Here is a 13,066-nt window from a genome sequence, read left to right on the forward strand (position 1 = left end):
ATGCTCGCACTGCACCGGATGCGTGTCGCAAGTAGGGACTGTCGGCGGCGCCGTCGCCGCGGTTCGGGTACGGCGAGCCCCACCGCCGTGCGGCGCCCCGGGCACCGCACGGCGATGGTACCTGCCCGAATCCCCGACTTCACGCCTGCCGCCGGTCCAGGCCGCACACCTGTCGCCGGTCCGGGCCGCACCTGTCGCCGGTCCGGGCCGCACGCCTGCCGCCGGACCGGGACCCCGCCTGCCGCCGCCCGTCCCGGCCCTCACGCCCACCGCCGTCCAGGGCGTCATGCCTGTCGCGGGGTCCCGGACGTCCGCCCGGAGCGGTCGGGTGGCCCGCCCCGCCGCGGTGGGCGGCGCGCGGCTCACGTGATCACCGGTGCGGTGCCCGTACGGATGACATTCCTTGTCCTGTTATCCCCGAATGGTCGGCATTCGTCCCGTGCCCTGATTGCTGGAAGGCGATCCGACGCCCGTCCAGGCGGCCCCGCGGGACCTCGACGGCGCGTGTGTCGACCATGTCGTCGTGTGATCGGCGGAGCGTGACACGGTGGCGTGCGACTGCCTGCGGCCGGCGCGGGGCGGGCCCGACCCTGACGGTGCGCGCCCGCGCCCTCGCCCGGCGCGTCCTGCCCGACCGCGGCGCCGCCCGGTCCGCCGCCCCCGGCATGTCTCCGTCCACAGGCTGCCCGCCCAACTCCATGCTGGAGTACGCTCCGTGGCGACGCGGAGTCCGAAAGCGACGGGGTGGCGTGTGGCAAGGGCAAGGGGCGAGCGGCTGGCCGACCGCTATCGCCTGGAGGAACCCCTGGGCAGAGGCGGCATGGGCGAGGTCTGGCGGGCCCATGACGAGCTGCTGGAGCGCCCCGTCGCGGTGAAGTTCGCCCACCTGGCGAACGTCGCCGACGCCTCCAAGCTCAGAACGGAGGCCGTCAACGCCGCGCGCCTGCATCACCCCAACATCGTGGGTGTCTTCGACTTCGTCGAACAGGGCGACACCTGCATGATCGTCCTGGAGTACGTGCCCGCCCCGAGCCTCGCCAGGATCATGGCGGAGCGCGGCCTCCTCGACCCCGGCGAGGTGGGCGCCATCGGATGCCAGATCGCCGACGCCCTGGCGGCCTCGCACGCCGAGAGCGTGGTGCACGGCGACGTCACCCCGGAGAACGTCCTCGTCAGGGCGGACGGCGTGGCGAAGCTGACCGACTTCGGCATCTCCCGCGCCCTGTGGTCCGAGCCCACCTACGACGGCACCCGCGCCATCGGCGTGCACGGCAAGCCCAGCTACCTCCCACCGGAGGTGGCGCAGGGCCGGCCCCCCGTCAAGGCGTCCGACGTCTTCTCGCTGGGCGCGACCCTGTACGCCGCCGTGGAGGGCCACTCCCCCTACGGGGCGGGGCGGACCCCGCAGAAGTACGTGGAGCTGGCCGCCCGGGCGGCGGTCAGGGAGCCGCAGCGCGCCGGCCGGCTCAGGGAGCCGCTGCTCGCCCTGACGGCGGGCGATCCCCTCGAACGCCCCGACGCGGTGCGGGCGCGGCAGTTGCTGAGCAGCGTGACGCCGCTGTCCAGCCAGGTCCAGGAGCGGCTGCACGAGGAGCGCACCCTGATCGACGCCTCCCTCACCATGCGGCTGCGTCCCGCGCCGGAGCAGCGGCACTCGCTGCGCGGGCCGGCGCCCTTCGGCAGGCCCTGGCGCCCGTGGACGGTCACGAGTGTCGCCCTCGCGGCGGTGGCGGCGGTGCTGCTGGGACTCTTCGTCCTCCAGCCGTGGGACTCCGGGGCGCCCGGGGCCCCGGCCCCCGAGGGCACGTCGCCCGCCCCCGGCACCGCGGGCTCGCTCGGCGACGTCCGCACGGCCGACCCCTGCGGGCTGCTCGACACCAAGTCCTTCAAGGTGTTCGGCGGCGACCCCTACATGGACACGGACTACGGCGAGTTCGACCGCTGCGACGTCCTCATCAACAAGGGCGACGGCGACATCGCGGACGTCGAGGTGAACTTCGCCTCCGAGCCGGCGGAGCTGGACTCCCAGTCGCGCGCCCACGAGGCCGGCAAGGTCACCGTGGTGGAGCTCCCCGGCGAGGACGGCGCGTGCGACCGGAACCTCCGGCTCGCCGACGGCAACCAGGTCTGGATCACGGCCAAGCAGCTCGACTCGCGGGAGATCGACCCGTGCGCGCTCGCCCGGGTCGCCACCGATCACGCCGTGGGCGTCCTCAACCGCGGCCCGGTGCCCCGGCGGCCCAGTCCCTTCCCGGCGGACTCCCTCGCCCGGCTCGACGCGTGCGACCTGTTGGACTCCGCCTCGCTGGCCGCCTTCCCCGGCGTGACGGAGGCCGGCAGGAAACCCGACTTCGCGAGCTGGGGATGCACCTGGGAGGGCACGTCCTCGGACACCGGCGTCCACCTCAAGTTCGACCGCGACGACGACCTGGCGGACGACGGCGACCGCAGGACACTGGGCGGCAGAGACGCCTACGTGGCGCCGGGGTACGAGGGCGACCACACCTGCGTCGTCATGTCGGTCCACCGCACCTACGTGGACGTCGCGGGCGACCACACCATCGAGTACGTCTACCTGGAGACCTACGGGCCGCAGCCGGACGAGAAGCTGTGCGACACGGCGGAGGCGCTGGCGACCGCCGTGGTCAGGAAGCTGCAGACGGTATGAACGGACCGACGGCCACGGCATGCGGGCGGCACCCGGCGCACGCGGCCCCCGCCGGGCGCCCGGCGGGTCCCCCCTGCCCGCCTCGCACGGCAGCCTCGCCCGCGGTGTGCCGCAGGCGGTACCCGGCACCGTCTTCGCGCTCTCGCTGACCGGCGGCATGACCCTGGGCCCCGGGGAGGGGCGCGAGGTCGTCTTCGGCCGCAACCGCCCGGATGTGCACGTCTGCCTCGGTGAGGACGACGCGCAGGTCAGCCGCAGACAGGGCACGCTGACCCACCGCGGAGGCCAGTGGTGGGTGACGACCACCGGGCGGTTGCCGATCCGCTGCGCCGGTGGCCGGCTGCTGTTCAAGGGCGAGGAGCCGCTGCCCCTCGCCACCGGCTACACCCCGCTCTTCGTCCGCGGCACCGGCAACCGCGAGCACCTGATGGAGGTCTACGTCTCCGGCCCCGAGGGGGCACGGCCCGCGCCCAGGCACGAGGACGTCACCCGCCCGCCCAGGGTGTGGGTGCTCACCGACGAGGAGCGGCTGGCCCTCGTCGTGCTCGGCCAGCGCTACCTGCTGCACCACCCGCGTCCCCAGCCCCTGACCTGGCGGCAGACCGCGGCCCAGCTCGCCGAGTTGCAGCCCTGGGCCGACTGGCGGGAGAAGCGCGTCGAGCACATGGTGAACAAGGTGCGGCTGATGCTCTCCAGGGACGGGGTGCCCTGGCTGACCCGCGAGGAGGTCGGCGAGCCGGTCGGCAACGCGCTCAACGACCACCTCATCCGGGCGCTGATGGCGTCGATGACACTGGTGCCGATGGACCTGGCGCTGATCGACCTCACCTGACGGGGGCGGGCCGGCGCGGCGGCCCCGGCCCGCGCCGGCCTGACGCTCCCGGATCCCTCACCCGTTCCGCAGCTGTTGGAGGAGGCCGGTGCGCGGCGTGCAGTTGGCCAGGGCGAAGGAGTCGGCGAGGGCGATCAGGTCGTCGTCGCCGAGGCCCCGGAAGAGCTCCGCGTACTCGTACGCCAGCGGCTGCGCGACCGTCACGTTGAGGATCAGGGTGCGCACCCAGTCGAAGCGGCCCCAGGGATAGGGGTCGAAGCCGGGGAACTCCCTCGCGATCATGTCCTGGAAGGGCTCCGTGACCTCCGCGATCCCCCTCCCGTCGCTGCCCCAGTTGTCGGCGCCCAGGCGGTTCTTCTTGGCCACGAAGGCGTCGAACCGCCTGCGGTAGGGGGTGTCCGCGTCGACCGTGGTGAGGCCCTGCCTGCCCAGGTCCTTGTACATCCAGATCGACCAGCCGGCGCCGTCGCGCCGGTAGATGTCGAGCTGGTCGTCGAGGAGCCGCGCGCGCATCGCGTCGACCCGCGGGTCGCCCGTGTAGATGGGCCCGAACTCGCCCACCCAGACGGGTGTACCGGTCCGCCTGCTGTAGGCGGTGCGCTCCGCGTACTTCTCCTCCAGCGCGGCCCTGTCGTAGTACCGGCCGTCGGTGGTGCCCGGGTAGTCGCCGCCGCCCCCGAGGCCGGGGGCCGCGTAGTCGTGGCAGACGTAGACGACGTTCTCCCAGTCCTCCCGGCTGCCCCCGCTCTCCCCGTCCGCCCGGTCCGCGTGCGCTCCGTTCCGCCGGAGCCGGTCGAAGACGTCGAACTCCGTGGAGTAGGTGTTGCCGTCCAGGAAGAGGATGTGGCGGGGGTCCACCGCGCGCACGGCCGCCACCAGGCGCCGGTAGAAGGGTCCCACGACCTCGCGCGACTCGTCGGCGGGCTCGTTGATCAGGTTGTAGCCCGCCACCCACGGGTCGTCCTTGTAGTGGTCGGCGATGACCTCCCAGAGCGCCACCACCCGGTCCTGGAAGTGCGGGTGGTCCCAGAAGGCGGGGCGGTGGGTGAAGTTGTCGGAGTGCCAGTGGTGGTTCTGCGCACCGGGCAGGGCGTGCAGGTCGATGACCGTGTAGATGCCGTGCGCGGCGCAGGCCGCGACGGCCCGGTCCAGGTGCCTGAAGCCCTCCGCGCGGAACTCGAAGGGCCGCCGGTCGTCCTCGAAGTGCCGGTAGTTGACGGGCAGCCGTACGCAGTTCAGGCCCGCGTCGGCGAGCAGCCGGGCGTCGTCCTCGGTGAAGAACGCCGTGAGCAGCCGCTCGAAGAACAGCTCGTACCGCTCGTCGCCGAGCACGGCGCGCACGGTGGAGCGCATCAGCGCCTCGTTGGCCGCGTAGCCGGTGATGAAGTTCTCCATGTTGAGCCAGCCGCCGACGGCGGTGCCGCGCAGCCGGACGGTGCCGCCGGAGCCGTCGACGAATCGGGTTCCCTCGGTGCGCAGCAGGGGCGTGGAGTCCGGTGTCATGGGGTGCGTCCTCATCGGGATGGGGGGCGGGGGAGTGGGCGGCACGCGGCGCGCCGCGGGGACGGCACGCGGTGTGCCGGCGGTGGCCGGGGCGGGGCCGGTGCGGTCACTTCAGCGCACCGGCGGCCAGGCCCCGCTCGAAGAGCCGTTGCAGGCACAGATAGGCGACGATCTCCGGAACGGCCGTGATCACGGCGCTGGCCAGCACTTTCGTCTGGTCGTTGCTGAACTGGCTGACGAAGTACTGCGGCAGCAGTGTCACGGTCTGCTTGGCCGGGTCCTGGAGCATCACGAGCGGCAGCAGGTAGTCGTTCCAGGAGTTGATCAGGACGAGCACCACGATGGCCGCGGCGATCGGCCGGGTCATCGGCAGGATGATGTACCGGAACGCGGCGAACACCCCGGCGCCGTCGACCCGTGCGGCCTCGAAGAGCTGGTCGGGGATCCCGGCGACGTAGTTCCGGGCGAGCAGCACCGTGAACGGCAGCTGCACCGCGGCGAGCGGCAGGACGACCGCCCCGTAGGTGTCGTAGAGGCCGATGTGCACGGTCGTGGCGAACAGCGGCGTCAGCAGCACCACCTCGGGCAGGGTGAGCGCCGCCACCATCATCCAGAAGTAGACCTCCTTGCCCCGGATGGGCAGCTTGGCGAAGCTGAAGGCCGCCGCCATGGTGAGCGCCCAGACGATCACGATGGTGCAGACGGCGATGATCGCGCTGCTCCTGAAGAAGGTGGGCACGGCACCGACTGTGAGGACCGCCCTGAAGTTGCCCCAGCCGCGGCCCGACAGGGCGCCCTGCACCATCACCACGACCGGGAAGAGGTACGGGACCACCAGTAGCGTCGCCAGCAGTTGCAGAAGCACCCTGGTGGGGATCCTGCGCGCCTCAAACACGGGGGTCTCCCTTCTCCCGGCGGGCCCGGGACGCGATCACGAACGCGCCGAGCAGCGCCAGCACGAGCAGCAGGACCGACAGCGCGGCGCCATAGCCCACATGGGCCAGCGGCAGGCTGACGCGGTAGATGTAGGTGCCGAGGAACTCGGTGCTGTAGTTCGGCCCGCCGGCCGTCACCAGGTAGGGCACGTCGAAGGTCTTGAGCGCCCCGATCACCCCCAGCATCGCCAGCGCGACGGTGGTGCCGCGCACCCCGGGCCAGACGATGCTGACCAGCGTCCTGACGTTGCCCGCGCCGTCGATCCGGGCGGCCTCCAGCGTCTGCGGGTCGAGCTGGGCGATCGCGGCGTAGTAGAGCACGAAGGTGATGCCGGTGAACTGCCAGACGGTGATGAACATGATCACCGGCAGTGCGGTGCTCGACTGGGCCAGCCAGGGCTGGGCGGCGAAGCCGAGACCGATGTGGTGCAGGAACCAGTTGAACTGCCCGTCCGCTGCGAACATCTGCCGGAACACCGGCGCCATGGTGGCCGGCGCCAGCACCACCGGCGTGAACACGATGACCTTGTAGAGACCGGCCAGCCTGATCCTGGAGTGCAGCAGGGCCGCGAAGAGGAAACCCAGGAAGGTCTGCACCAAGAAGGTGACCACGAAGAACACCGCGGTGTGCCAGATGGCCTGCCAGAACACCGGGTCGTGCAGGATGGCCCGGTAGTTGGCCATGCCGACGTGCGTGGGATACGGGTAGGTGCCGTCCCAGTCGAGCGTGGAGAGATATCCGGTCTCGCCGATGCAGTAGTAGATGAGGCCGACGACCAGCACGAACGCCGGCATGATCCACGGCACTCCGGAGGGCAACGCGCTCTTGCGCGGGGCGCGTGCCCCGGCCCCGTCCACGCCGGACGTGGCTCCGGGCGCCCCGCTCGCCTTGAAGATGGTCGACGTCATCGTCTCCTGCCCGTCTGGTCGGTGGCGGTCTTCAGTGCGTCCGGCGGGCCGCGGCGTCCTTCTCGGCGGCCTTCTGGAGGGTGGCCGCGGCCTTCTCGGGGGAGGTGCCGCCGGCGACCGTGGTCGACGCCTCGCCGATCGCGGTCTGCATGTCGGCGCTGACGGTGGCGAACCGCGGCTCGGTGGACCTGCCGACGTCGTCGAGCAGCTTCTGCAGGGCCGGCTGCTGGACGGCGGGATCGGTCAGCCTGACCGCGGCCCAGTCGGGGGTGGCGGTCTTGCGCGCCGGAACGTCGTTGAGCACGTTGGCCACCGTCTGCTGGCCGGCCGCCGAGGTGCCCAGCCAGGTGGCGAAGGTGGTGGCCGCGGCGATGTGCCGGGAGCGCCGGTTGACGGCGAGCCCGAAGTCCGCGTCCCCGAAGAGCGCCCCGGTGTGCCCGGTGCCCGCCACGTCGGGGAACGGGACCGGGACCAGGGCGAACGGCCTGGGATGGGCCACGCCCGCCCCCGAGATGGCCGCGGTCGCGCCCTGCCTGGTCGCGTACTGCATGTACCAGGTGCCCATCATGATCATGGCGTACTTGCCCGACATGAAGGCGTTGTTGGCGTCCGGGTACTGCATGGTGCCCAGGGCGCCGCTCTGCATGATCCCGTCCTTGAAGAGCCGCTGCCACAGGCCGAGTGCCTTGACGATGGTGGGGTCGGTCCATGGCACCCGGCCGGCCATCGCCTTCTCCCACACACCGGGCCGCACGTTGTCCGCGAGGGCCTGGAGGGTGTCCTCGTTGAACGCGGTCTGCGCGGCGCCCTGCACGAAGCAGCCGACGTGGTGGGCCTTGAAGACGGCGCAGACGTGCTTCCACTGGGCGTAGTCCGCAGGTGCCTTGAGGCCGTACTCGTCGAAGAGGTCCTTGTTGATCCAGAGGGGCCCCGCGTAGGCGGCGCCCGCCGAGAGCGCCGCGAGCTTGCCGTCCGCGGTGAGGCTGCTGACGCCGATCGGGGCCAGCCTGGACCGCCAGTCGGGGCCGAGCTCCTTCCTGACCTCGGGCGCGAGGTCGACCGCGAAGACGCTGTACTGCTTGACGGGGCCGTTGCCGGAGCCGGGAGCCACCGCGAAGACGTCGGGGCCCACCGAGGAGGCGAGCGCCGGGCGCAGTGCGGCGTTGTAGCCGTCGATGGTGAGCTTCTTGTACGTCACCCTGATCCGTGGATAGACCTTGTTGAAGGCCTTGATGTAGGCCTTGGCCGGGGCCTCGTCCGGTGTCCACCCCCACCAGGTCAGCGAGCCGGAGTCGGCCGGGCCCCTGTCCTTCGTCTCGGGCAGCGGGCCGCCCGCGCAGGCGCTGAGCAGCAGGGCGGCGACGGCCGCCACGACCCCCATCAGCCGCCGCCTCGGGACTGTCGCGGATCCGGGCATATGCGCTCTCCTTCGGGCCTGGGCCGCTCGTGGGGGAGTGCCGTTCGGTGCGGTGGGTTTGCCGTGGCGCCCGTGCGCGGGGCTGGTCGGGGTGCGGCCGCGGCACGGGAGGCACGCTCGCGGGAGGGCCGCGGGGCGCAGCGGAACGCGGCCGGCCGGCACACGGTGAACGCCCCGCAGAGCCGCAAAACGAGTGCGAAACTTTCGGAAACTGTTCTGAAAACAACGAACCACCGACGGCGCTCCGGTGTCAAGACGTCGTCGCCAACGGCCTCCCGGCACGGGGCCGCAGCGTGGGTGGGGCGGACCGGCACCGCGGCTCCGCGGCGCGGGCGCGGACGGTCCCCACCGTCGGGCGGCCGGCCATGAGACCGCAGGGGATACGGCGGGCCCCGACGAGAGGCGCGGGGAACCGCGCGCCAAGCCCCCACCGGCGGGTGGAAGGAAGACAAGCCGCACGGGGCTGGACCCGATGCCCCGCCGCAGGCGGGGCCGCAGGGAAAAACCGGTGCTAGGGTAAAGAAACTTTCTGTACCACGGATCCGGGCATCGGGAGAGCACTGTGACGGCGGCACGGCGAGACGCGACCGCGAACGCCCCCGACCAGCCCCAACAGCCCGAACAGAGCGGGACGAGGCGCCCGGCGCCGGCGCCGGCGCCCGCACCGCAGGCCCGGGGCGCGGCCGACGCCCGGGTCACCATCGCCATGGTCGCCGAGGAGGCGGGCGTCTCCGTCCCCACCGTCAGCAAGGTGCTCAACGGCCGTCACCACGTGGGCGCCGACACCCGCCAACGGGTGCAACAGGCCCTGGAGCGCACCGGATACCGGCGGCGCGGCCGCGCCAGGGCCGACCGCACCGGCCTGGTCAACTTCGTGATCAGCACCGTGGACACCCCCTGGGCACGCGAACTCCTCACGGGCGCCGAGCAGGAGGCCTACCGGCTCGGCGCCAGTCTCGTGCTGAGCGTCACCCACGACAGCCAGGCGCGCCCCCGCGACTGGATGCGCACGCTGGCCTCCCGCCCGACCGACGGCGTGGTCTTCGTGGTCTCGCACGCACGCCAGCTCGCCGCGGAGCGGCTGAGCCCGGTCGGCACGCCCCTCGTGGTCATCGACCAGATGGGCGGGTACGACCGGGACGTCCCCACCATCGGGGCCTCCAACTTCGCCGGCGGCTTCGCCGCCACCGAGCACCTGGCCGGGCTGGGCCACCGCCGCATAGGCGTCGTCACCGGCCCCGACGACGTGCGGTGCAGCAGGGAACGGCTGGACGGCTACCGCGCCGCGCTGGTCAGGGCCGGCCTCGACTACGCCCCCGAACTGGTGCGCACCGGCGACTTCTACGCCGAGAGCGGCCGCCGCGCCGCCGCCGGGCTGCTCGACCTGGACGACCCGCCCACCGCCGTCTTCGCGCTGTCCGACCTGCAGGCCCGCGGCGTCTACGACGAGGCGCACGAGCGGGGGCTGCGGATCCCGCACGACCTGAGCGTGGTGGGCTTCGACGACGTCGACCCGTGCATCTGGATGACGCCCCGGCTGACCACCGTGCGGCAGCCGCTGGCGCAGATGGCGATGCTCGCCGTGCGGGGCGTCCTGGAGCCCGCCGCCGACTCCCCCGAGCAGCCGCTGCGACTGGAACTGGCCACTCGTCTCGTGGTGCGGGAGAGCACCTCGGCCCCCCGGCGGCGCACGGGCGGACGGCGTTGAGCGCTGCGACGGCCGTGGCGTCGCCGCACTCTCCTCCGTCGCCGCTCGGCCCGTGTGGGCCGCCCGACCTCTGCGGGGCCTCTTGACCCCCGTGGAAAGCGCGTTCTACGGTTGCGGCGAAATTTCCGATACAGGTCAGAAACTTTCTGCGAAGGGGATGCCGTGCCGGACCACAGCACCCTGTCGGGAACCGCCGGAGCCGAGGAACCCCGCCGCGGGGAGCGGCCGGAGCGGTACGCGCGCTATCCCAGCCTGGCGGAGAAGGTGGTCTGGATCTCCGGCGGCGCCACGGGCCTCGGCGCGGAGTTCGTCCGGCAGTTCACCGCCCAGGGCGCCACGGTGGCGTTCGCCGACATCGACGAGCCGGCCGCCGCGCGGCTGTGCGACACGGTCGCCGAGGAGACCGGCAGCCGCCCGCTCTTCCTGCCCGCGGACGTCCGGGACGTGCCCGCGTACACCGAGGCGCTGGCCACCGCGGCCCGGGCGCTCGGCCCGATCTCGGTGCTGGTCAACAACGCGGCCGACGACCAGCGCAGGGACAGCGCCGGGATCGACGAGGCCTACTGGGACGACAAGGTCGCGGTGAACCTGCGGCACCACTTCTTCGCCATCCAGGCGGTGGCTCCCGGCATGCGGGATCTCGGCGGCGGCTCGATCGTCAACATGGGCTCGTGCTCGGCCCACATCCCGCTGACCCGCATGCCCGCCTACATCGCGTCCAAGTCGGCCGTGGAGGGCCTCACCCGCACCCTCGCCCGTGAGCTGGGCCCGGACGGCATCCGCGTCAACTGTGTCGTACCCGGCTGGATCATGACCGAGCGCCAGCTGCGGGACTGGGTCACGCCCGAGGCGGAAAGGCTCATCGACGCCTCGCAGAGCCTGCCGCAGCGGCTGGTCCCGGCCGATGTGGCCCGCATGGTGCTCTGGCTGGCCGCCGACGACAGCGCGCTGTGCACCGGGCAGAACTGGGTGGTGGACGGCGGATGGATCTGACACGAAAGGCAGGGGCCGCACCAGCATGAGCAGCAACGACACGCACGGCACGGACACTCCGGCGGGCGAGGGCACGTCCGGCCCCCGCGCGACCACCGCGGGCGAGGGCACCCCCGGGCCCCGCGCGGGCACACCCCGCCCCGACCGCCGCAGCCAGGCGTGGTTCGGCGCCTCGGGACGGGCCGGCATGATCCACCGCTCCTGGATGCGCAACCAGGGCTACGGTGACGAGGTCTTCGACGGCCGCCCGGTGATCGGCATCGCCACCACCTGGTCACAGCTCGCGCCCTGCAACGCCCACCTGGACGAGATCGCCGAGGCCGTCAAGCGCGGGGTGTGGCAGTCCGGCGGCTTCCCGCTGGAGTTCCCCGTGCTCTCCACCGGCGAGACCATCATCCGCCCCACCGCGATGCTCTTCCGCAACCTGATGGCGATGGACGCCGAGGAGCTCATCAGGAACAACCCGCTGGACGGCGTCGTCCTGCTGTCCGGCTGCGACAAGACCACCCCGGGCCTGCTGATGGGCGCGGCCAGCGTGAACCTCCCCACGATCATGGTCACCGGCGGCCCCATGCTGAACGGCAAGTTCCGCGGCCAGGACGTCGGCTCGGGCACCCACGTCTGGAAGTTCGAGGCCGAGATGGCCGCCGGGCGGATGAGCGAGTGCGAGGCACGCGCCGCGGAGGGCTGCATGGCCCGCTCCAAGGGACACTGCATGACCATGGGCACCGCCTCCACGATGGCCTGCATGGCCGAGGCGCTCGGCATGCAGCTCCCCGGCGGCGGCGCCTACCCCGCGGTGGACGCCCGGCGCATGGAGCTGGCCCAGGAGGCCGGCCGCAGGATCGTGGACCTGGTGGAGCGGGACATCAGGCCCAGCGACATCCTCACCCGCCAGGCCTTCGAGAACGCCATCCGCGCCAATGCCGCGATCGGCGGGTCCACCAACGCCTTCGTCCATCTGATGGCACTCGCCGGCCGCCTGGAGGGCGTCGACCTCGACCTGGACCTCTTCGACGCGCTCGGCCGCGAGGTGCCCACCCTCGTCAACCTGATGCCGTCCGGGAAGTACCTCATGGAGGACTTCTGCTACGCGGGCGGCCTCCCCGTCGTCCTGCGGCGGCTCGTCGAGGCCGGTGTGATGCATCCGGACTGCCTGACCGTCACCGGCCGGAGCATCGGCGAGAACGTCTCCGACGCCGAGTGCTTCAACGACGACGTGATCCGCACCTGGGCCGACCCCTACCAGCCGGCCGGCACCGGCACCGCCGTGCTGCGCGGCAACCTCTGCCCGGACGGCGCGGTCCTCAAGCAGTCCGCGGCCAGCCCCGAGCTGCTGGTCCACGAGGGCCGGGCGCGGGTCTTCGACTCGCCCGAGGCCTACCACGCCGTCAGCGACGACCCCGACCTCGACATCACCGCCGAGGACGTCATCGTGGTCAGGGGCGCGGGCCCGAAGGGCTACCCGGGCATGCCGGAGGTCGCCAACGTCGCCCTGCCGACCAAGCTCCTCAAGCAGGGCGTCAGCGACATGGTGCGCATCAGCGACGGCCGGATGAGCGGCACCGGGTACGGCACCGTGGTGCTGCACGTCAGCCCGGAGGCCGCGGTCGGCGGGCCGCTCTCCCTTGTCAGGGACGGCGACCGGATCCGGCTCGACGTGCCCGCGCGCGAGCTGTCCCTGCTCGTCGACGACGCCGAGCTGGAGCGGCGCAGGACCCAGGCCCGCGCCCAGGCGGACGCGGACGCCGCGTCCGCAACGCAGGCCCCGGGCGCCCCGGCCGGTCCGGGCGGCACCGCGGGCACCGCCGGCGGCTACGCCTGGCTCTACCGGCAACACGTCCAGCAGGCCCACCTCGGCGCCGACTTCGACTTCCTCACCGGCACCAGAGGCCACGCCGTACCCCGCGACTCCCACTGACCCCTCCTGTAAGCCGCGCCCCAATCAGGGGCGCGGGGAACTGCGCGACAAGCCCCACCGGCCGCAAGCCGGCTACGAATCCCGAAGAGGCACGACGGACCCCGAAGGGGCGCGGGGAACCGCGCAAAACTCCAGCAACCGCATCCGCCCCGCCCCGCCCCGAGCACCACATCCCACAGG

Annotated in this window: 9 protein-coding genes; 5 read left to right on the forward strand and 4 right to left on the reverse strand. The window is 72.6% G+C overall.

All coding sequences use genetic code 11. The annotated features are described in order from the left end of the window. Positions 1–751: 751 nt before the first annotated feature. Both ACSMXW_RS32175 and ACSMXW_RS32180 read left to right on the forward strand, forming a co-directional pair. Entirely contained in the window at positions 752–2,668 is a 1,917-nt protein-coding gene (locus tag ACSMXW_RS32175; RefSeq protein WP_485801526.1) for a serine/threonine-protein kinase, read from the forward strand. 19 nt (positions 2,669–2,687) lie between these two features. Continuing rightward, complete coding sequence (locus ACSMXW_RS32180; RefSeq protein WP_485801528.1) at positions 2,688–3,500, forward strand: FHA domain-containing protein; 813 nt, start codon at positions 2,688–2,690, stop codon at positions 3,498–3,500. Positions 3,501–3,557: 57 nt separating this feature from the next. Here the strand turns inward: ACSMXW_RS32180 and ACSMXW_RS32185 are convergent, their stop codons facing one another. From ACSMXW_RS32185 to ACSMXW_RS32200, 4 genes are all read right to left on the reverse strand, one after another. After that, on the reverse strand, positions 3,558–5,003 hold the full coding sequence (locus tag ACSMXW_RS32185) for a glycoside hydrolase family 5 protein (RefSeq protein WP_485801530.1): 1,446 nt from the start codon (positions 5,001–5,003) through the stop codon (positions 3,558–3,560). A 106-nt stretch (positions 5,004–5,109) separates the two neighbouring features. Further along, a complete protein-coding gene (locus ACSMXW_RS32190; protein WP_485801532.1) occupies positions 5,110–5,898 on the reverse strand; it encodes a carbohydrate ABC transporter permease in 789 nt (262 codons plus the stop codon). After that, on the reverse strand, positions 5,891–6,847 hold the full coding sequence (locus tag ACSMXW_RS32195) for a carbohydrate ABC transporter permease (protein WP_485801533.1): 957 nt from the start codon (positions 6,845–6,847) through the stop codon (positions 5,891–5,893). The genes ACSMXW_RS32190 and ACSMXW_RS32195 overlap by 8 nt, the downstream gene beginning before the upstream one ends. A 31-nt stretch (positions 6,848–6,878) precedes the next feature. Then, positions 6,879–8,264 carry an ABC transporter substrate-binding protein gene (locus ACSMXW_RS32200; RefSeq protein ID WP_485801535.1) on the reverse strand — a complete coding sequence of 462 codons (1,386 nt, stop codon included), beginning with the start codon at positions 8,262–8,264 and terminating at the stop codon, positions 6,879–6,881. A 562-nt stretch (positions 8,265–8,826) separates the two neighbouring features. On the opposite strand from ACSMXW_RS32200, the gene ACSMXW_RS32205 reads away from it, so the two are divergent. From ACSMXW_RS32205 to ACSMXW_RS32215, 3 genes are all read left to right on the forward strand, one after another. After that, complete coding sequence (locus ACSMXW_RS32205; protein WP_485801537.1) at positions 8,827–9,972, forward strand: LacI family DNA-binding transcriptional regulator; 1,146 nt, start codon at positions 8,827–8,829, stop codon at positions 9,970–9,972. 162 nt (positions 9,973–10,134) lie between these two features. After that, complete coding sequence (locus ACSMXW_RS32210) at positions 10,135–10,965, forward strand: SDR family NAD(P)-dependent oxidoreductase (protein WP_485801539.1); 831 nt, start codon at positions 10,135–10,137, stop codon at positions 10,963–10,965. Positions 10,966–11,152: 187 nt separating this feature from the next. Then, positions 11,153–12,886, forward strand: a complete 1,734-nt coding sequence (locus tag ACSMXW_RS32215; RefSeq protein WP_485808447.1) for an IlvD/Edd family dehydratase — start codon at positions 11,153–11,155, stop codon at positions 12,884–12,886. Positions 12,887–13,066 lie beyond the last annotated feature (180 nt).

This window comes from Streptomyces sp. DSM 116793 (assembly GCF_057320905.1).

Excerpts from the sequence above, each read along its gene's own strand:
- ACSMXW_RS32200 (WP_485801535.1), bottom strand. The coding sequence starts at position 8,264 with ATGCCCGGATCCGCGACAGTCCCGAGGCGGCGGCTGATGGGGGTCGTG.
- ACSMXW_RS32185 (WP_485801530.1), bottom strand. The coding sequence starts at position 5,003 with ATGACACCGGACTCCACGCCCCTGCTGCGCACCGAGGGAACCCGATTC.
- ACSMXW_RS32195 (WP_485801533.1), bottom strand. The coding sequence starts at position 6,847 with ATGACGTCGACCATCTTCAAGGCGAGCGGGGCGCCCGGAGCCACGTCC.
- ACSMXW_RS32215 (WP_485808447.1), top strand. The coding sequence starts at position 11,153 with ATGATCCACCGCTCCTGGATGCGCAACCAGGGCTACGGTGACGAGGTC.
- ACSMXW_RS32180 (WP_485801528.1), top strand. The coding sequence starts at position 2,688 with ATGCGGGCGGCACCCGGCGCACGCGGCCCCCGCCGGGCGCCCGGCGGG.